Source organism: Methylobacterium sp. D54C (assembly GCF_053345595.1).
In genome coordinates, this window is the sequence record NZ_JBKFAK010000003.1 from 171,355 (window position 1) to 188,092 (window position 16,738).

Sequence of the window (16,738 nt, forward strand, 5' to 3'; positions counted from 1 at the left end):
CCATGCCGCTGATCCTCGAGACCATCGTCACCACCCTGTCCCCGGCGGGCGAGCTGCACCTCGTCCCGTTCGGGCTGATCGGCGAGGATGAGGGCTACGTCCTCGCGCCGTTCCGGCCATCGCCGACGATCGTCAACCTGGAGGCCAATCCCTGCTTCGCGGCCTCGAGCCCGCGCGACATCCGCGTGATCGCCGGCGCGGTGACGGGCCGGCGCGAGTGGCCGACGCTGCCGTGCGCGGCGATCGAGGGCCGCCGCCTCGCCGACAGTTTCGGCCACGCGGAATTCGCGGTCGCCTCCGTCGAAGCCCACGAGAGCCGGCCGCGCTTCCGGGGCCGGATGGTCCACAGCGCCGCGCACGCGCCGTTCATCGGCTTCAACCGCGCGCAGGCGGCGGTCCTCGAGGCCGCCATTCTTTCGACCCGGCTCCACATGCTGGAGCCCGAGAAGGTGTTGACGGAGATGGCCTACCTCGCCATCGCCATTGGCAAGACCGCGGGACCGCGCGAGCGCGAGGCCTGGGGTTGGATCGAGGACAAGGTCGCGGCGGCCCTCGGCCCCGAGGCGCGCGTCCTCGATCGCGACGACCGCTGAGGGCGGGAGGAGAAGGACAAGATGAAGAAAATCACCCTGGCCCTGGCGGCCACGGCGGCCCTGGTGGCGGCGACCGCGCAGGCCCACGGCCCGACCCGGCGCAAGATCACCGAGTCGATCGAGATCAACGCCCCCGCCGACAAGGTCTGGGCCGTGGTCGGCGACCTGAAGAACGCCGACTGGATGCAGAACGTCACCAAGACGGAACTCAACGGCGACCCGGCCGGCAAGTTCAAGCGCGTGCTGACGCTCAAGAACGGCAATCAGATTTCCGAGACCAGCAACAAGTACAAGCCCGAGGACAAGATGTTCTCCTACTACATCGACAAGGTCGATGTGAAGGATCTTCCGGCGAACGACTACTCGGCGACGATCACGGTCGAGCCCGAGGGCAACGCCAAGTCGAAGGTTGAGTGGAAGGCGGCCTTCTATCGCGGCTACATGAACAACGACCCGCCGCCGGATCTGAACGACGAGGCCTCCGAGAAGGGCGTCGGCGACTGGATCAAGGCGAGCCTCGCCAACCTGAAGGCCAAGGTCGAGAAGGGCTCGTGAGCCCGGCCCGGGGCCGCGCGGCCCTCGCCGCCGGCCTCGTCCTCGTGGCGACGGCCTCCCGTGCCGAACCGGCCCGGGAGGCCGTCGTCACCGCCCAACTCGGCGGCGCGGTCGAGATCGTCGATCTGGCCGCCGGGACGGTGGTGCGCCGCATCCCCGTCGACGGGGCCCCGGCTGGGATCGCCCTGTCGCCCGATCGCCGGCGGGCCTACGTCACGCGCCCGGAGGGGCACGGCCTCGCGATCCTCGACCTCGACGCCGGCAAGGTCCTGTCGGAGGTGCCGCTGCCCGGCGGCCCGCTCGGCGTCGCTTCCGACCCGCGGGGCGGAACGGTCTACGTGGCCGATTGGTACGGGCACCGCCTGTTCGTGCTGATCGAGCGCGACGGCACCCTGGTGCCGGACGGCGTGATCGCGGTCGGCGCCTCACCCTCAGGGATCGCCGTCAGCCCCGACGGAGCGACGCTCTACGTCGCCAATCGCGAGGGCGACACGGTCTCGGTCGTGGACGCCGCGACCCGGCGGGAGACCAAGGTCATCCCGGTGGGGCAGCATCCGTTCGGAATCACGCTCGATGCCGCGGCGGGGCGCGCCTACACAGCCAACGTGACCGGCGACGACGTCTCGGTGCTGGATCTGAAGACGGGGCGCGAGATCGGCCGCATCCCGACCGGCCGCCGGCCCTACGTCATCGCCCTCGCCGGCGGGCGCGGCTTCGTGACGGACCAGTATGCCGGCAGCGTCACGGCGTTCGACCTCGCCACGCTCAAGCCGATCGCCGACGTCGATGTCGGCGACCACCCGGAGGGGATCGCCGCCGATCCCGACGGACGCCTCTACGTCGCCAACTGGGGCGACAACACGCTGAGTGTGCTCGATTCGAAGACGCTCAAGGTGCTGAAGACCATCCCGACGGGCAACGGCCCGCGCTCGTTCGGCGCTTTCCTGCGCTGAGCGTCAGCCCGGTCGGCGCTGGGGCGCGCGCCGGTAGGCCGCCCGGGCCATCAGGAGTGCGCCGCCGACCTGCAGGAAGCCGGTCTCGCCGAGATCCGAGGGGGCGATATGCGCCTGGATCAGCAGCCGTGTCAGCGCGTTCAGCGCGAGCAACGTCAGGCAGAAGGCCGCGGCGGCGAGCAGGCTGGCGACGAACTCGGGCATGATCTCCCTCCGTGTCGAACGGGGAGAGATTAGCAAGCCGCGCGCCAAGGCCAAGCTGTCGCAGCGTCGATCTCAGCGCTTGCGTCCGGTGGGTGCGGGCGCCGGAGTCCCGGCCTGAGCGGCCGGTGTGGGCCGCGGCGTCTCGACGGCGAGCCGCTTCACCGGCCAGCCGTCGCTCCAGCGCTCCATGTCGGCGAGGCGCGGATTGTTCTTCAGCGCCGCCGCATCCGACCCGGCGAAGGCCGCCGCGGCGGCGAGGTCGAAGGTCTTCCAGAAACCGAGATAATCGAGCGCGTCGACCCGGGCGAGGTTGATCTGCGAGACCAGGGTCTGCTGCTCGCCGGACAGCGCCATGTCGGCGGACCAGCGGAATGGCGGCGGCTTCGCCGCGTCCTTGGTCGCGTCCTTCGGCTCCGGTCCCGGTTTGATGGCGCCGCCGTCATAGGCCGTGTCCACCCCCGCCGGGGACGCGAGTGTCGCCGTCAGGGCCGGAAAGCCGTGATCGTCCGACAGGGCCCGCACGAAGAGTTTGCGCTCCAGCGGCACGGCACTCGCCTCGCGCAGGAGGCGCTTAGCCGCGAGATCGGCGGCCCGCGTGTCTTTGTCGCCGACCATGGTCACGATCAGCGTCGCGGGATCGATCGCCGACAGGTCGGTGAGGGCGATGCCGCGGGATTTTGGCCCGCTGGCGATGCCGCCGGGCATCACCGCGAAGATCAGCTTCGGCACCGGCAGGCCCTGGGCCTTGGCCGCGGCAGCCAGATCCATGGCGAGCGGAGCCCCGGCGAGGTGGCCGATCATCGCGACGCGGCCGAGGTCGGGCTTCGCCTCGCCGTCCATCGCGATCTCGGTGAGGGCCGCCTTGACGAGGGATTCCGCGATGGACGGGGCGTCGGCCGGGCGGGTCCGGTTCACCTCCTGAAATCGCGGATACAAGATGAGCCAGCCCTGGCGGGCGAGATGATCGATCCAGCCGCCGTAGCTCTGCGGATTGACCGCGCCCCACCCGTGCAGGACGATCGCGACCGGCCGGCCCGTCTCGGGGGCCGCGCCCGCGGCGTAGAACGCGTAGGTCGAGGCCGTGCCGCGCCCGAGCAGCCGCTTGGTCACCGTCGCCTTGCGGTCACCCACACCGCCCGCGCCGTCGGCGGGCTGGGCCGGCGGGGTCGCCGCCTGAACGCACGCGAGACAGGCCAGGGTCATGATCGCGGCGGCGGTGAGCGATCCGCGAAGAACTGTGAGACGCATCCGGGACTCGACTGAGAGACGCACTGCGTCGGCAGGTCAGAATGCGCTGAATAGCAGATTCTCTCGTCTTGGCGACCCGCTGGCGCAGTCTCCTGTCAAGGTTCCGCGGCAGAAGCTAGGTCGGGCCGCAGCCCGCGGGACCCGGACGGTCGAGCTGCCGCGCCAGCGCCGCCAATTCCGCCGGCAGGTCGCGATCCGCCGTGCCGTAGACACTGAGCAGCCCCTCCCGGACCGTGTCGAGAACGGCGGATTCCGCCGAATCCCGCGAACCGGGGCGTCGGAGTGAATCGGCGTGGTTGGTTGCGACAATCTTCATGGCGGCATCGGGGATCGGTTGTACTGCGGAAGTCCGGGCGCGGCGCGCTCCGGAGTGGCGTACAACTGTGCGGCCGCCTCAGGTTTCCAAGCCGGACGGGATTATTTTGCCGCCCGGTCCGATAACGGACGGTCCCGACCCGGCCGAGGGTCGCCCGGCCGCCTGCTCCACCCAGGCGAGGATGTCTTCGGCGCGCCACGGCTTCGGGATGAATGTCGCCGAGACGCGCAGGTCGCTCGGCTGGTCGCCCGCGTCGCCCGAGGTCAGCAGGACTCGCACGCGCGGCCAAGTCACGCCGATGATCCGCGCGAGCTCGAAGCCGCCGATCGGTCCGGGCGTGCGGACGTCCGAGAAGACGACACTGACCTCGTCCGCGCGATCGTTGAGGATCGCCAGGGCGCGATCGGCGGTCTCGGCCTCGATCACCGTGAAGCCGGTATCCTCCAGCAGCGTGGCCGCGAGGAAGCGCTCGTCGGGCTGGTCCTCCACGACGAGGATCACGGGCTTCTGGCCAGGCTGTACCGAATCGCTCATGGACCAGGACACTCTACAGGGGCTGAACGGCGGTCGCTTCGATCGGTTCAACGCCCGAGCGCCGCGAAGGGCCAGACCCGCGCGGGCACAGATCCTCCTTGGATCCTTGCACGATTGTGAAGTTGTGGCCGTGTCTTGGGTAACACAGCCACCACGGAACGCGCCCGATCGGGCGTCCTGGGCCGACTATTCAGCCGACGCCGTGCGATTTCAGGAAGGCCAGCGCGCGCTTCCAGCCGTCCTCCGCCGCCTCGCGGCGGTAGCTCGGACGATAATCCGCGTGGAAGCCGTGCGGCGCGTCCGGGTAAACCACGAGTTCGACGCTCTTGCCGGCCGCCCTGGCGCGGTCGCGCGCCTCCTCGACCGCCGCCACGGGGATGCCGGTATCGGCCCCGCCGTAGAGGGCGAGGAGCGGCGCGTGGATCTCGGCCGCCACGTCGCCGGCGGTGCGCGGCTGGATGTCGGTCCGCTCGCCACCGACCGGCCCGTACCAAGCGACGGCCGCCTTCAGGTCGCGACGATGCGCCGCGTAGAGCCACGTGGCGCGCCCGCCGCGGCACCATCCCATGACGCCGAGGCGGTTCGGGTCGCCTTTCGCCGCCGAGGCCGCCCAGGCCACCGTCGCGTCGAGATCGCCGATCCACTGCGCGTCCGGCGTCTTCGCGATGACGTCGCGGATGATCTGCTTCGGATCCGACATGGTCGAGAGGTCGCCCTGGCGGGCGTAGAGCTCGGGGGCCACGGCGCAGTAGCCGGCCTTCGCGAGCCTGCGGCAGATGTCCTTGATGTAGTCGTGGACGCCGAAGATCTCCTCGATCACCAGGACGATCGGGAACGGGCCGGCGCCCTCCGGAACCGCGCGGTAGGCCGGCATCGGCCCGTCCGCGGCCGGGATCTTCACCTCGCCGGCCTCGATGCCCGCACTGTCGGTGTGGATCACCTGGGCCTCGACGCGGGTGGTCGCGAGCGTCAGCCCGCTCATCAGGCTCGTCATCACGAAGCCCCGTCGCGACAGGGGCGGCGTGATCAACCCGTCGAGTCCGGCCCGGTCGTGATCCGCCATCGTGCTCTCTCCCTCGTTCCGAGGCTGAGGGCTATCCGCGGGCGGCCGCCCGGGTCAAATCGGCCGCCGTCGCCGGGCCCTCAGGCGCCGGCGGCCGCCAGGGCCCGGACGGGCCGCGGGCTGGCGGCGCGCGCCGGCTCGGCGATCTCGCGGGGCTTCAGCATGTCGCCCAGGCTCACGAAGGTCTCGGCGGCCGGCGAGATCACGGCGCGGATGCCGTAGCCCAGCGCGAAGGAGCGGATCAGCTCGGCGTCCCGCGGGATGCCGAACCGGTCGAGAGCGGCGAGGAACGCCTCGCGGAACAGGCTCGGCCGGCACCAGCGCTTCTCGGCCATCTGCAGCGGCCAGTCCCACAGGCCCTCCGCCCGGCGCGTCGCGAGCGCGGAGCGGGCGATGAAGTAGCCGGTCTGGCGGTGCTCGATTCCGTCCGCCTGCACCGACCAATCGTCGTTGCCGAACAGTTCGACCTCAGCCGCGTCGCCCATCGGGTCCTCCGCCCTGAACCAGCCTTCCGGCGCACCGGAACATTGCCAGAACACTGGAGCGGAAATCGGCGGTGGTCAAGGCGCTTGTTCCCGGTGCGTTCGCGAATCGCGCGGGCGCGCCTCAGCGGGCCTTGAACATGGCGTGCTCGATCCGGTCGCCCGGGGCGATCCCGAGCTTCGCCGCGGTGCCGGCGTTCAGCTCGAGCACCGCCACGACCGGGCCGCCCGACGGGATGATCGCCGTGGAGAGCGGCTCGGTGTCGGCGGCGATCCGGCTGATCGTCCCGTCGGGCCGGATGAACACCATGTCGAGCGGCAGGTAGGTGTTCTTCATCCACATCGTGACGGGCTGGTTCTGCTCGAAGTCGAACAGCATGCCGTGGTCGGCCGCCATGTGCCGACGGAACATGAGGCCGCGGGCGCGGGCGGCGTCGTCGCGCATCACCTCTACGTCGAAGCGCTTCGGCCCGGCCTTCGTGACGATCGTCAGCGGCTCCGACTTGGTCGCTGCGGCCCGGGCGGCCTCCTGCGCCACGACGGCGGGCGCCGGGGCGATCGCGGTCAGGGCGAGGCAGGCGATGGCGGCCGCCCGGGCGGTGCGAAGGAGGGATCTCACAGGCTCATGCCTCTCGTGGGATGGCGCGCGGACCGTGAGGCCCGTCGCCCGGTGATAGACCAGGACATGCCGAAGGGGAATCCGGCTCCGGATTTTCCGAGCTTCGACAAGGAGATAGGACGGGGTACGCCGGGCCGGGGAAACGCGGCCTCAATGGGACGCGGGCATCGTCCCGTCGATCAGCCGCACCTCCGCCGCCATCACGCCCTTCGAGCCATCGCCGTAGCGCACCAGGACGGACTCGCCGGGCTTCAGCTCGGCGATCCCGTAGCGCCGCAGCGTCTCCATGTGCACGAAGATGTCCGGCGTCCCGTCGCCGCGGGTCAGGAATCCGAACCCGCGAAGGCGGTTGAACCACTTCACGACGGCGGTCTCGAGCCCGCTGGTCGGCGTCACGGTGACGTGCGTGCGCGGCATCGGCAGCTCGGAGGGATGCACCGCCGTCGCCTGATCGAGGGAGATGACCCGGAAGGCCTGCCAGCCGCGGGGCCGCTCGACGGCCTCCACGACGATGCGGGCGCCCTCGCTGGCCGCCTGGTAGCCGTCGCGCCGCAGGCACGTGACATGGAGCAGGATGTCGGGCGCACCGTCGTCGGGCACGATGAATCCGAAACCCTTGGAGACGTCGAACCACTTGATGCGGCCGGCCACCTCGACGAGGTCGAGCGCCTCATCCTCGTGCTGACCCAGTTCGCCGGTTCGGGCGACAATCCCCCGCTCGGGGTTCTCCGGCCCGGATCCGCGTTCGTCAGACATGGCCGAGCAACCTACACCGAATCACGCCGCGCGCTCTCCCAGCAAGATTAACGAAGTCCTGATGTCCGGGAAGCCCATTTGGCCGGCAGAACAGTGACGCCAAGTTGCAATCTTGGCGCAAGGAGGCGGGGCCGCAACAGTCGATCGGTCGCAGGCTCGGGCGAAACTGGCGTTTAAGCGTCGGGGCTGCCGAGGGGTTTTCCGGATGCCGGCTCTCCCTCCCGGCACTCCCGCGCACGCCGCGTCGGCGTTCACGTTTCCGAGAGCCGACGCACCCGCTTCGGGCTCGGTCGGAGCGTCCGTCGCACGGCGCGATGGAAAGGGCGGCCCCGACATGGTTTGGGTGCACCATCATGTCCGTTGACGTCACCCTCGACCGTCCCGTCGCCGCCGCCCCGGTCGCGCCCGCCTCGCAGCGGCGCCGCCTGCCGGTCATCGACGCGGCGCGGGCGGCCGCCCTGCTGGCGATGGCGAGCTACCACACGCTCTGGGATCTCGGTCACCTGCGGCTGACCGTGGAGAACTACGCGCTGACGCCGACGGGGCGGCACGCCGCCGAGGCGATCGCCGGCACCTTCCTCGTCCTGGTCGGCATCGGCCTCGTGCTGATGAACGGGCGCGGGGTCCGGTTTCGACCGACGCTGCTGCGGCTCGCGCGGATCGGCGGGGCGGCGCTCCTCGTGACCCTCGGCACCTGGGTCATGTTCCCGGACGCCTTCGTGTTCTTCGGCGTGCTCCACTGCATCGCCGTCTCGAGCCTGCTCGGGCTGCCGTTCCTGTTCCTGCCGGTCCCGGTCACCGCCGTCGCGGCCGCGGCCGTGCTCGCCGCGCCGCACGTGGTGCACGCGCCCGTCCTCGACGCGCCGGCCCTGTTCTTCCTCGGCCTCGGCTCGGTGGTGCCGCGGACGAACGACTACGTGCCGCTCTTTCCCTGGTTCGGGCTGGTGCTGGCCGGCATCGTCCTGGGTCGTCTGGCCCTGCCGCGGCTCGCCCGGTCGCGGCTGGGAGCCTGGGCGCCGCGCACGCGGCTCGGCCGCGCCGCCACCTTCGCGGGCCGGCACAGCCTCGCGATCTACCTCATCCACCAGCCGCTGCTGCTGGCGCTGCTGACCGGGCTCGTCACGGTGGTCGGCGCCAATCCGCGCGCCGGGCTGCGGGCGTTCCGCGCCGATTACGTGACGATCTGCGCGCGCACCGGCGGCGAGCCGCCGCTCTGCCGCATCGCGGCCCGCTGCACCTCGGAGGCGCTGCTCCGCGAGGACCTGTTCCGGGAGGATGGTCGCCCCTTCAGCGGGACGGAGCGCCTGCGCGCGCAGGCGATCTCGCAGGGCTGCTACGCCACCCTGGAGGCCGCCGCGCGATCCGCGCGCTGAACGCGGCGACCGACCTCGCAGGGTTGGTCGCCGGCGCGGACCGGATCAGTCCTTGGCGCGCTCGACGTAGGACCCGTCGGCCGTCATGACGACGACGCGGGTGCCGGCGGCGATGTGGGGCGGCACGGTCGTGCGCACGCCGTTCGACAGGGTCGCGGGCTTGTAGGACGACGAGGCGGTCTGGCCCTTCAGGACCGGCTCGGTCTCGGCGACCTCGAGCGTGACACGCTGGGGCAGCTCGATGGTCAGCGGGACGCCGTTATGGACGGAGAGCATCACCGCCATGCCCTCCTGAAGGTACGGGGCGGCGTCGCCGACCACGTCCTGCGGCACCGCGATCTGCTCGTAGTTCTCCGGGTTCATGAAGTGGAACCCCTCGCCGTCGCTGTAGAGGAAGGTGTGCTCGCGATCCTCCACGAAGGCGCGCTCGACCTGCTCGGTCGTCCGGTAGCGCTCGGACACCTTCACGCCGTCCGTGATCCGGCGCATGTCGAGCTGGGTCACCGGGGTGCCCTTGCCGGGGTGGATGTTCTCGGCGAACAGGATCACGTAGAGCTTGCCGTCCTTCTCGACGACGTTGCCCTTGCGGAGCGTTGAGGCGATCACCTTCACGGAATTGCGTCCTGCATTGACATGGGGGCCGGCACGCGCCAAGCGCGGGCGCTGCATCTCGGACCCCGCCACTATCGCATCTGCGCCGCGGTTGCCAGCGGGCGGGCGCGGACCGTCGATGGCAACCGGCATCGGCCGCGGCGCGTCCCCGCGGTCCGGACCCAGTCAGGGCCGAGGATGAGAGTGCTTAAGAACGCGACGCGTGCCCGTCGGAGCCGGCCGATCCCGCCCCGGCGCGGAAACCGGTCGTGAGCGGATCCGCTTCCCCCTGGTGGTCGGCCGGCCGCCACGCCGACCGGCGCCCGGCGCTGCTCCTGCGCAACCGCGTCCTCGCGGCGTTCCGCGCATGGTTCGCGGACCGCGACTTCGTCGAGGTCGAGGCCGCCTGCCTGCAGGTCTCGCCCGGCAACGAGGCGCACCTGTCCGCCTTCGCCACCGAGGCCGTCGGAGCGAGCGGCGCCCGGACGCCCCTGTACCTGCACACCTCGCCGGAATTCGCCTGCAAGAAGCTGCTGGCGGCGGGCGAGCCACGACTGTTCAGCGTCGCCAGGGTGTTCCGAAACCGCGAGCGCGGGCCGCTGCACCATCCCGAGTTCACGATGCTCGAGTGGTACCGGGCCGGCGCCCCCTACACGGCGCTGATGGCGGATTGCGCCGACCTGCTCGCCGGCGCGGCCGAGACCGCCGGCGCCCGCCGCTTCACCTTCCGCGACCGGGAGACGGACCCCTTCGCCGAGCCGGAGCGCCTGACGCTGGCCGAGGCCTTCGACCGCTTCGCCGGGATCGACCTGCTGGCGAGCGTCGCGCCGGGCGGCGAGACGGACCGCGAGACTCTGGCCGCCGCCGTCGCGGCCTCCGGCCTCCGGGTCGCCCCGGACGATACCTGGGCCGACCTGTTCTCCCGCGTCCTCGTCGCGCGGATCGAGCCGCATCTCGGCCTCGGCCGCCCGACCATCCTGTGCGAGTACCCGATCAGCGAGGCCGCCCTCGCCCGTCCGGCGCCGCACGACCCGCGGGTGGCCGAACGGTTCGAGCTCTACGCCTGCGGCGTCGAGCTGGCCAACGCGTTCGGCGAGCTGACCGACCCGGCGGAGCAGCGCCGCCGGTTCGAGGCCGAGATGGCCGAGAAGCAGCGGGTCTACGGCGAGCGCTACCCGATCGACGACGAGTTCCTCGCGGCGCTGGCCGTCATGCCGGAGGCGTCGGGAGTCGCCCTGGGCTTCGACCGCCTGGCGATGCTGGCCTGCGGGGCTACCCGGGTCGAGGACGTGATCTGGACTCCCGTGGCGGAGACGCGGCCATGAACCGGGTCCTGCGTAGCGCAAACGACCTCCTCACCGCCGGCCTGATCTCGGGGGCGGAGGCCGAGGCCCTCGGCGCCGTCCTCGCGCGCTACGCGGTCTCGGTGACGTCCGACATGGCCGAGCTGATCGACCCGCAGGACCCCGACGACCCGATCGGCCGCCAGTTCGTGCCCCGCGCCGCGGAAGCCGTGGCGACGCCGGAGGAGCGCGCCGACCCGATCGGCGACGCCGCCCACGCCCCGGTGACGGGGATCGTGCACCGCTACCCGGATCGCGTGCTGCTGAAGCCGCTCCACATCTGCCCGGTCTACTGCCGCTTCTGCTTCCGCCGGGAGATGGTCGGACCCGACGGGCTCGGGACCCTCACCGACACCGAACTCGACGCCGCCCTCGCCTACATTGCGCAGGATCCGCGGATCTGGGAGGTGGTGCTCACCGGCGGCGACCCGTTCGCGCTCTCGCCGCGCCGCCTCGGCGCCATCGCGGAGCGCCTCGCCGCCATCCCCCATGTCCGGGTCATGCGGGTCCACACGCGCGTGCCCGTGGTGAAGCCCGATCTCGTCTCCGACGCCCTCGTCGAAGCGCTCAAGCGGTTCGGGCGCGCGGTCTTCGTCGCCGTCCACGCCAACCATCCGCGGGAATTCACCGCCGCCGCCAGCGCCGCCTGCGCCCGCCTGGTCGATGCCGGCATTCCCCTGGTCAGCCAGTCGGTGCTCCTGCGCGGCGTCAACGACGAGGCCGCGACCCTCGAGGCGCTGATGCGGGTCCTCGTCGAGAACCGGATCAAACCGTACTATCTCCACCACGGCGACTTGGCCCCCGGGACGGCCCACCTGCGCACGGACGTGCCCGAGGGGCAGGCGCTGATGCGCGCCCTGCGCGGCCGCCTCTCCGGCCTCGCCCAGCCGACCTACGTGCTCGACATTCCCGGCGGCCACGGCAAGGTGCCGATTGGACCGGGCTACCTGCGCGACACCACCGACGGGGTGCGCGTGACCGATCCGGGCGGGCAGGACCACGCCTACCCGCCGAAGGCGTGACGGAGACTCTTCGATTATGCGCAGGCTTTGGGGTCGCCTCACCTCGGTGAACGTGCAGAAGGCGGTGTGGGGACTCGACGAGACGGGCCTGTCGTATGAGCGGGTCGAGGCCGGCGGCGCCCACGGGGTCGTCGACGACCCCGGCTACCGCGCGATGAACCCGAACGGCCTCGTCCCGACCTTGGAGGAGGACGGCTTCGTCCTGTGGGAATCCAACGCGATCCTCCGCTACCTGGCGGCGGTGAGCCCGGCCCTGGCCCTGCCGGCTGACCCCCGGGCGCGCGCCCACGCGGAGCAGTGGCTCGACTGGCAGGCCACGAGCTTCACGCCGGCCATGCGCGACGCCTTCTGGCAGCTCTACCGCGCGGCCGACCCGGACCGCGGCCTGATCGCCGCATCGCTGAAGAAGAGCGAGGCCATGGCGGAGATCCTCGACCGCCATCTCGCGGACCGGACCTACGCGGTCGGCGACAGCTTCGGCATCGCCGACATCGCCCTCGGCTGCGCGGCGCATCGCTGGCTGAACCTTCCGGCCGAGCGGATCGAGCGCCCGGCGCTGCGGCGCTGGTACGACCGGATCGCCGCCCGGCCCGGCGCCGCCCGGGCGCTCGGTGAGCCCATCGCCTGACGGCCGCCGCGGGCGCCCGGAGCCTTGCCGGCACGCCCGCGCGATCCACCTTCCCCGACCGCGCCGCCCGGACCGGGACCGGCCTTTCACGGAGCCCCCGATGGCGATCGACCCGACCCTGCGCGACGCGCTCTCCGCCGTGACACCGGCGAGCCTCGCCCGCGCCCTGGCGCGGGCCGGGGTGAAGGCCTGCACGCCGCACGGGCTCTCGGCGCGGGGGAGCGGAACCGTGGTCGGGCCCGCCTACACGATGCGGATGATCCCGGCCCGCGACGACGCCGCGGGCGATCTCGCCGCGGCCATCGATGCCGTCCCCGAAGGCGCCGTGGTCGTGATCGATGCCGCGGCCTCCGCCCTCGCCCTGCCCTTCGGAGCGATCCTGGCGGCACGCCTCGCCCAGCGCGGCGCCGTCGGTCTGATCACCGACGCAGCCCTGCCCGAGGAGATCGGCCTCCCCGCCTGGTGCCGGCCGGCCGCGGCCACAGGGGGCCTGGCCCTGGTCGGCACGCAGGAGCGCGTCGCCTGCGGCGGCGCCGCCATCCATCCCGGCGATATCCTGGTCGGCGACTTGAGCGGCCTCGTCGCCGTGCCGGCGGCGCTCGCCGAGCGGGTCGCCCTGGAGGCCGTCGAGCAGCAGCGCCTCGATCTCTGGATCCAGCGCGAGGTCGAGCGCGGCGCCGACCTCGCGAGTCTCCTTCCGCCGGACGCCGCGGCGCTCGCCCGGTTCGAGGCCGAGACGAAGCCGGCCTGAGCACCGTGTTCTTCCCCGTCTCGAAGGTGATCTTCTTCCTGATCACCCCGTCGAACTTCTGCATCTTCGCGATCCTGCTCGGGATCGCCGTCGCGGCGGTGACGCGGTGGCGGAGGGTCGGCCTCGGCCTGGCGCTGCTCGGCACCCTGCTGCTCGGCGCGGCCGGGCTGGCGCCCCTGTCGGACGTGGCCCTGATCCCCCTCGAGCAGCGCTTCCCCGCCTATCCGGAAGACGGGCCGGCCCCGGCCGGGATCATCGTGCTGGGCGGCGGCATCGAGACGGGCCTCTCGGAGGCGCGTCGCCAGATCGTCGTCAACGATGCCGGCGAGCGGCCGATCTATCTCGCCGACCTCGCCCGGCGCTACCCGGCGGCGCGGCTGGTCTTCTCCGGCGGCAGCGGCTTCATCGCGGGCGGCATGGCCGAAGCCGACATCGTGAGCCGGCAGGCGGACGTGATCGGCGTGCCGCGGACGCGCCTCATCCTGGAGAACCGCTCGCGCAATACCCACGAGAACGCCGCCTTCTCGGCGGCCCTGGTCCAGCCGAAGCCCGGCGAGCGCTGGCTGCTCGTGACCTCGGCCTGGCACATGCCCCGGGCGGTCGGCTGCTTCCGCCAGGCCGGATTCGCGGTGGATGCCTTCCCGGTGGATTACCGGACTCGCGGCTGGGGCGACGTCGCGCATTTCCACGGCTTCGCGTCGGACGGGCTGCTCCAGTTCGACCTGGCCGTGAAGGAGTGGATCGGCCTCGTCGCCTACCGCCTGTCCGGCTACACGCCGGACTGGCTGCCGGGCCCGGATCCCGACGGGGCCGCGCCGGAGGCGGGCAGCGACAGGCGGTAGATCCCGCGGAAATCGTCCGGGTCGACGGGCTTCCCCTTCCGCAGGATCGCGATCCGCCCGGCATGGGCGAGCCGCACCGCGACCCGGCGCACCGGCTGCATCAGCGGGCCCCAGCCGTCCGGGTGCGGGCCGCCGAGGGCGCGGGCGACCTCCGAGGGGCAGACGGTCTTGTCGGCGCCGCGCTCGGCCACGAGGCGCAGCATCGCCGTCTCGATCGCGGCGTCGTCGGGTCGTGGGTCGGTCATGTGCGGGCCTCTTCGGCGGGCGACAGGAGCGGCGCCTCGAGCGGTCCCTCGTGGGGCCCCTCCCCGGCTTCGAGGAGCGCCTTGCGGATCTCCGAGGCAAACTGGCGGCGCCACATGATGATCACGACGGCCGTCGTCGAGACGAACAGCACGTAGGGGCTGATGAACCAGCCGAGATAGGCCAGCGCGAAGAAGAACGCGCGCTGACCGCGGGCGAAGTGTCGCCCGGCGCTGACGTTCATGGCCGCGAGCCGCCGCACCGCCCGCAGCATCTCGACGTCGCTCGTGCCGGACCCCTTGTGCGGCACGGCGCCCAGCAGGATCGCCGTGTAATTGAACAGCCTGTAGGCCCAGGCGAACTTGAAGAACGCGTAGACGAAGATCAGCGCGAGGCCGGCGACCTTCAACTCCCAGGTCAGGCGATTGGCCACCGTCCCGAAGGGCAGCGTGGCGAACAGGTTCAGGACGTCGTCCCCGGAGCGCGACAGGGTCAGGACGGAACCCAGCGCGATGAGCGAGGTCGAGGCGAAGAAGGCCGTGCCGTTCTGCAGCGACGCGTTGATCTGCGTGTCGACCACCCGGTTGTCGCGGCCGATGACCTGGCGCGCCCAGTTGGCCCGGTGGCCGTTCATGATCTGGCTGAGGGAGACCATCCTGCCGCGCAGCCGGCCGACGGACAGGCCGTAGGCGATCCAGGCGAGGACGAAGTAGAGCAGCGCCGCGAGATCGAGATGCGAGAAGGCGGCGCTGCCGGCGGACAGGTCGGTCATGGTCTCCGGATGGCGGATACGCGAAGGGGCCGTCCGCCATACCAGTCCGCGGGCGCGCGCTGAACCCGCGGCGGCGATCTCAGTCGCGCAGGATCCGGAATTCGCCGCCGCGCGGCACGTCGCCGCCGTCCCGCGCGGCCACGTCGGTCACGCGCGCACCCGGCGGACCCGACCGGCACAGGGCCGCCATCTCCGCCACGGCCTCCGGCGTGCCGCTGAAGACCGCCTCGACCGTGCCGTCGTCGCGGTTGCGCACGGAGCCGGCGAGGCCGCGGGCGCGGGCCTCGGACTGCGTCCAGGCCCGGTAGGACACGCCCTGGACGCGACCGGTGACGATGACGGAGATCGTCCGGGTCTCGCTCATGCGGGCGCGGTCTCGCCTGGATGGGCCCGCGCCGGCGGCGAGGGCCGGGATGGCCTCACTCGGCCGCGATCGGGCGACGCATGCCGGCGCCGAGGGCCGGGGTCCGCGTCGCGCCGGTGCGGACATGCGTGGAGTAGAGCATCAGGCCCGTGAAGGCGATGCCGCCCACGATGTTCCCAATCAGCGTCGGGATCTCGTTCCAGAGCAGGTAGTCCATCACCGTGAGGTGGCCGCCCATGAGGATCGCCGACGGGAACAGGAACATGTTCACCACCGAGTGCTCGAAGGTCATGAAGAAGAACACCGTGATCGGCATCCACATCGCGATGACCTTGCCGGGCACCGAGGTCGACAGCATGGCGCCGATGACGCCGGTCGAGACCATCCAGTTGCACAGCATGGCGCGGACGAAGAGCGTCAGCATCCCCGAGGCGCCGTACTTCTCGTAGCCGAGGGTGCGCGCCTCGCCGATCCCGGCGATGAGCTTGCCGACGGCGTTCGGCTCGGTGGCGAAGCCGAAGGTGAAGACGATCGACATCATCACCGCGGTGGTCAGGGCCCCCGCGAAGTTGCCGAAGAAGACCAGCACCCAGTTGCGGGCGACGCCGGCCACGGTGACGCCGGGGCGCTTGTCGATGAGGGCGAGCGGCGTGAGCACGCAGACGCCGGTGAACAGATCGTAGCCGAGCAGGTACAGCATCGAGAAGCCGACCGGGAACAGCAGCGCCGCGACCAGCGGCTGGCCGGTCGCCTGGTTGACGCTCACCGCGAAGGCGGCGGCGAGCGCCAGGATCGCGCCGGCCATGTAGGCCCGGATGAACGTGTCCTTGGTAGCCATGAAGACCTTCGCCTCACCGGCATCGACGGCCTTCTTCACGAAATCGGCGGGCGCCAGATACGACATGCACAACTCTCCCTCGCGAACGCACGCCGATCGTCGTTGACCGACGGGCGCGCCGCGCAATCACGGATGGCCGGACGGGCGCGGTGCTGCCGCTCGCCCTCCAGCTCGCTCGTGGGCAAGCATGTCGCGTACCAACTGCGCGACGCTCAGGCGGGCAGGCCGCGGGCCCAGGTGCCGAGTTCCCGTAGATAGGCGGGCGGCAGCTGCGCCGCGCGCGCCGCCGCGACGACCGCCTCCAGGTACCCGGGCCTCGGACGGCCGGGCGCGGTCGAGCATCCGCGATAGATCAGGGCGCGCTTGACGCCCTCCCCTGTGCGGACCGGCAGGGCCGCCTTGGTGTAGAGCCCCCCGGCGACGCCCTCGTAGCGGTCGAGGGCCGGGATGTCGTCGGGAGCGAGTTCCCACAGGACGCCCCAGACGGTGCGCCTTCGATCGGGCACGACGGACGCGTAGCCCTCTCGCATGATGATGAAGCGGTGGTTCGGCAGATGTCCGCCGCCGATCAGCCGCGAAACCGGGCAGCGCAGCGCCATCGCGGCGGCATCCATGTTGGCGCCGTAGGCGAAATAGAGGGGCATGCCG

Annotated in this window: 23 protein-coding genes; 9 read left to right on the forward strand and 14 right to left on the reverse strand. The window is 71.7% G+C overall.

The annotated features are described in order from the left end of the window. Nucleotides 1-2 precede the first annotated feature (2 nt). From ACLBYB_RS09875 to ACLBYB_RS09885, 3 genes are read left to right on the forward strand one after another with little or no spacing between them, the layout of a single operon-like run. On the forward strand, nucleotides 3-593 hold the full coding sequence (locus ACLBYB_RS09875) for a DUF447 domain-containing protein (RefSeq protein WP_447698659.1): 591 nt from the start codon (nucleotides 3-5) through the stop codon (nucleotides 591-593). A gap of 21 nt (nucleotides 594-614) precedes the next feature. Then, nucleotides 615-1,148, forward strand: coding sequence for an SRPBCC family protein (locus ACLBYB_RS09880; RefSeq protein WP_056528820.1), 534 nt, complete (start codon nucleotides 615-617; stop codon nucleotides 1,146-1,148). Beyond that, a complete protein-coding gene (locus tag ACLBYB_RS09885; RefSeq protein ID WP_447698660.1) occupies nucleotides 1,145-2,101 on the forward strand; it encodes a YncE family protein in 957 nt (318 codons plus the stop codon). The genes ACLBYB_RS09880 and ACLBYB_RS09885 overlap by 4 nt, the downstream gene beginning before the upstream one ends. A 3-nt stretch (nucleotides 2,102-2,104) precedes the next feature. Here the strand turns inward: ACLBYB_RS09885 and ACLBYB_RS09890 are convergent, their stop codons facing one another. From ACLBYB_RS09890 to ACLBYB_RS09925, 8 genes are all read right to left on the reverse strand, one after another. Then, on the reverse strand, nucleotides 2,105-2,305 hold the full coding sequence (locus ACLBYB_RS09890; RefSeq protein ID WP_020092076.1) for a hypothetical protein: 201 nt from the start codon (nucleotides 2,303-2,305) through the stop codon (nucleotides 2,105-2,107). A 72-nt stretch (nucleotides 2,306-2,377) separates the two neighbouring features. After that, complete coding sequence (locus ACLBYB_RS09895) at nucleotides 2,378-3,553, reverse strand: alpha/beta hydrolase (protein ID WP_447698661.1); 1,176 nt, start codon at nucleotides 3,551-3,553, stop codon at nucleotides 2,378-2,380. 115 nt (nucleotides 3,554-3,668) lie between these two features. Continuing rightward, nucleotides 3,669-3,869, reverse strand: coding sequence for a hypothetical protein (locus ACLBYB_RS09900; RefSeq protein ID WP_020092074.1), 201 nt, complete (start codon nucleotides 3,867-3,869; stop codon nucleotides 3,669-3,671). 78 nt (nucleotides 3,870-3,947) lie between these two features. Continuing rightward, entirely contained in the window at nucleotides 3,948-4,403 is a 456-nt protein-coding gene (locus ACLBYB_RS09905) for a response regulator (RefSeq protein WP_042675510.1), read from the reverse strand. Nucleotides 4,404-4,593: 190 nt separating this feature from the next. Beyond that, on the reverse strand, nucleotides 4,594-5,466 hold the full coding sequence (locus ACLBYB_RS09910; RefSeq protein ID WP_020092072.1) for a dienelactone hydrolase family protein: 873 nt from the start codon (nucleotides 5,464-5,466) through the stop codon (nucleotides 4,594-4,596). Nucleotides 5,467-5,546: 80 nt separating this feature from the next. Beyond that, entirely contained in the window at nucleotides 5,547-5,951 is a 405-nt protein-coding gene (locus ACLBYB_RS09915) for a hypothetical protein (RefSeq protein ID WP_020092071.1), read from the reverse strand. Between the two features lie 121 nt (nucleotides 5,952-6,072). Then, the gene (locus tag ACLBYB_RS09920) at nucleotides 6,073-6,567 is read right to left on the reverse strand and encodes a DUF192 domain-containing protein (protein WP_447698662.1); all 495 of its coding nucleotides are present in this window, start codon (nucleotides 6,565-6,567) and stop codon (nucleotides 6,073-6,075) included. 150 nt (nucleotides 6,568-6,717) lie between these two features. Then, entirely contained in the window at nucleotides 6,718-7,323 is a 606-nt protein-coding gene (locus ACLBYB_RS09925; protein ID WP_042675506.1) for a cold-shock protein, read from the reverse strand. Between the two features lie 353 nt (nucleotides 7,324-7,676). Between ACLBYB_RS09925 and ACLBYB_RS09930 the strand changes: the two genes are divergently transcribed. Continuing rightward, nucleotides 7,677-8,696: a heparan-alpha-glucosaminide N-acetyltransferase gene (locus tag ACLBYB_RS09930; protein ID WP_447698663.1), complete on the forward strand. Its 1,020-nt coding sequence runs from the start codon at nucleotides 7,677-7,679 to the stop codon at nucleotides 8,694-8,696. A gap of 45 nt (nucleotides 8,697-8,741) precedes the next feature. On the opposite strand, the gene efp is transcribed toward ACLBYB_RS09930, so the two are convergent. Then, nucleotides 8,742-9,365 (reverse strand): elongation factor P, encoded by a 624-nt coding sequence (gene efp / locus ACLBYB_RS09935; RefSeq protein WP_199778764.1) that lies wholly within the window; start codon nucleotides 9,363-9,365, stop codon nucleotides 8,742-8,744. Nucleotides 9,366-9,556: 191 nt separating this feature from the next. On the opposite strand from efp, the gene epmA reads away from it, so the two are divergent. The 5 genes from epmA to ACLBYB_RS09960 all read left to right on the forward strand — a co-directional run bounded on the left by epmA (nucleotide 9,557) and on the right by ACLBYB_RS09960 (nucleotide 13,873). Then, nucleotides 9,557-10,612 carry an EF-P lysine aminoacylase EpmA gene (gene epmA / locus ACLBYB_RS09940; protein ID WP_447698664.1) on the forward strand — a complete coding sequence of 352 codons (1,056 nt, stop codon included), beginning with the start codon at nucleotides 9,557-9,559 and terminating at the stop codon, nucleotides 10,610-10,612. Continuing rightward, nucleotides 10,609-11,652: a lysine-2,3-aminomutase-like protein gene (locus ACLBYB_RS09945; protein WP_447698665.1), complete on the forward strand. Its 1,044-nt coding sequence runs from the start codon at nucleotides 10,609-10,611 to the stop codon at nucleotides 11,650-11,652. The genes epmA and ACLBYB_RS09945 overlap by 4 nt, the downstream gene beginning before the upstream one ends. 16 nt (nucleotides 11,653-11,668) lie before the next feature. After that, nucleotides 11,669-12,280, forward strand: a complete 612-nt coding sequence (locus ACLBYB_RS09950) for a glutathione S-transferase family protein (RefSeq protein WP_447681386.1) — start codon at nucleotides 11,669-11,671, stop codon at nucleotides 12,278-12,280. Between the two features lie 100 nt (nucleotides 12,281-12,380). Next, nucleotides 12,381-13,031, forward strand: coding sequence for an RraA family protein (locus ACLBYB_RS09955; protein WP_447698666.1), 651 nt, complete (start codon nucleotides 12,381-12,383; stop codon nucleotides 13,029-13,031). Between the two features lie 5 nt (nucleotides 13,032-13,036). Next, nucleotides 13,037-13,873 carry a YdcF family protein gene (locus tag ACLBYB_RS09960; protein ID WP_447698667.1) on the forward strand — a complete coding sequence of 279 codons (837 nt, stop codon included), beginning with the start codon at nucleotides 13,037-13,039 and terminating at the stop codon, nucleotides 13,871-13,873. On the opposite strand, the gene ACLBYB_RS09965 is transcribed toward ACLBYB_RS09960, so the two are convergent. From ACLBYB_RS09965 to ACLBYB_RS09985, 5 genes are all read right to left on the reverse strand, one after another. Continuing rightward, nucleotides 13,801-14,118, reverse strand: coding sequence for a DUF3253 domain-containing protein (locus ACLBYB_RS09965; RefSeq protein ID WP_427508807.1), 318 nt, complete (start codon nucleotides 14,116-14,118; stop codon nucleotides 13,801-13,803). The genes ACLBYB_RS09960 and ACLBYB_RS09965 overlap by 73 nt on opposite strands. Next, nucleotides 14,115-14,888: a DUF599 domain-containing protein gene (locus tag ACLBYB_RS09970; protein WP_020092060.1), complete on the reverse strand. Its 774-nt coding sequence runs from the start codon at nucleotides 14,886-14,888 to the stop codon at nucleotides 14,115-14,117. The genes ACLBYB_RS09965 and ACLBYB_RS09970 overlap by 4 nt, the downstream gene beginning before the upstream one ends. Before the next feature lie 79 nt (nucleotides 14,889-14,967). After that, entirely contained in the window at nucleotides 14,968-15,252 is a 285-nt protein-coding gene (locus ACLBYB_RS09975) for an acylphosphatase (protein ID WP_447698668.1), read from the reverse strand. A gap of 55 nt (nucleotides 15,253-15,307) precedes the next feature. Next, nucleotides 15,308-16,156, reverse strand: a complete 849-nt coding sequence (locus ACLBYB_RS09980; protein WP_020092058.1) for a formate/nitrite transporter family protein — start codon at nucleotides 16,154-16,156, stop codon at nucleotides 15,308-15,310. Between the two features lie 146 nt (nucleotides 16,157-16,302). Beyond that, nucleotides 16,303-16,734, reverse strand: a complete 432-nt coding sequence (locus tag ACLBYB_RS09985) for a gamma-glutamylcyclotransferase family protein (protein WP_091676826.1) — start codon at nucleotides 16,732-16,734, stop codon at nucleotides 16,303-16,305. Nucleotides 16,735-16,738 lie beyond the last annotated feature (4 nt).

Bases quoted from the DNA above. Each gene is read 5' to 3' on its own strand.
- ACLBYB_RS09875 (WP_447698659.1), top strand. From the start codon at position 3: ATGCCGCTGATCCTCGAGACCATCGTCACCACCCTGTCCCCGGCGGGC.
- ACLBYB_RS09880 (WP_056528820.1), top strand. From the start codon at position 615: ATGAAGAAAATCACCCTGGCCCTGGCGGCCACGGCGGCCCTGGTGGCG.
- ACLBYB_RS09890 (WP_020092076.1), bottom strand. From the start codon at position 2,305: ATGCCCGAGTTCGTCGCCAGCCTGCTCGCCGCCGCGGCCTTCTGCCTG.
- ACLBYB_RS09895 (WP_447698661.1), bottom strand. From the start codon at position 3,553: ATGCGTCTCACAGTTCTTCGCGGATCGCTCACCGCCGCCGCGATCATG.
- ACLBYB_RS09900 (WP_020092074.1), bottom strand. From the start codon at position 3,869: ATGAAGATTGTCGCAACCAACCACGCCGATTCACTCCGACGCCCCGGT.
- ACLBYB_RS09905 (WP_042675510.1), bottom strand. From the start codon at position 4,403: ATGAGCGATTCGGTACAGCCTGGCCAGAAGCCCGTGATCCTCGTCGTG.
- ACLBYB_RS09910 (WP_020092072.1), bottom strand. From the start codon at position 5,466: ATGGCGGATCACGACCGGGCCGGACTCGACGGGTTGATCACGCCGCCC.
- ACLBYB_RS09915 (WP_020092071.1), bottom strand. From the start codon at position 5,951: ATGGGCGACGCGGCTGAGGTCGAACTGTTCGGCAACGACGATTGGTCG.
- ACLBYB_RS09925 (WP_042675506.1), bottom strand. From the start codon at position 7,323: ATGTCTGACGAACGCGGATCCGGGCCGGAGAACCCCGAGCGGGGGATT.
- ACLBYB_RS09930 (WP_447698663.1), top strand. From the start codon at position 7,677: ATGTCCGTTGACGTCACCCTCGACCGTCCCGTCGCCGCCGCCCCGGTC.
- efp (WP_199778764.1), bottom strand. From the start codon at position 9,365: ATGCAGCGCCCGCGCTTGGCGCGTGCCGGCCCCCATGTCAATGCAGGA.
- ACLBYB_RS09945 (WP_447698665.1), top strand. From the start codon at position 10,609: ATGAACCGGGTCCTGCGTAGCGCAAACGACCTCCTCACCGCCGGCCTG.
- ACLBYB_RS09950 (WP_447681386.1), top strand. From the start codon at position 11,669: ATGCGCAGGCTTTGGGGTCGCCTCACCTCGGTGAACGTGCAGAAGGCG.
- ACLBYB_RS09955 (WP_447698666.1), top strand. From the start codon at position 12,381: ATGGCGATCGACCCGACCCTGCGCGACGCGCTCTCCGCCGTGACACCG.
- ACLBYB_RS09965 (WP_427508807.1), bottom strand. From the start codon at position 14,118: ATGACCGACCCACGACCCGACGACGCCGCGATCGAGACGGCGATGCTG.
- ACLBYB_RS09970 (WP_020092060.1), bottom strand. From the start codon at position 14,888: ATGACCGACCTGTCCGCCGGCAGCGCCGCCTTCTCGCATCTCGATCTC.
- ACLBYB_RS09975 (WP_447698668.1), bottom strand. From the start codon at position 15,252: ATGAGCGAGACCCGGACGATCTCCGTCATCGTCACCGGTCGCGTCCAG.
- ACLBYB_RS09980 (WP_020092058.1), bottom strand. From the start codon at position 16,156: ATGTCGTATCTGGCGCCCGCCGATTTCGTGAAGAAGGCCGTCGATGCC.
- ACLBYB_RS09985 (WP_091676826.1), bottom strand. From the start codon at position 16,734: ATGCCCCTCTATTTCGCCTACGGCGCCAACATGGATGCCGCCGCGATG.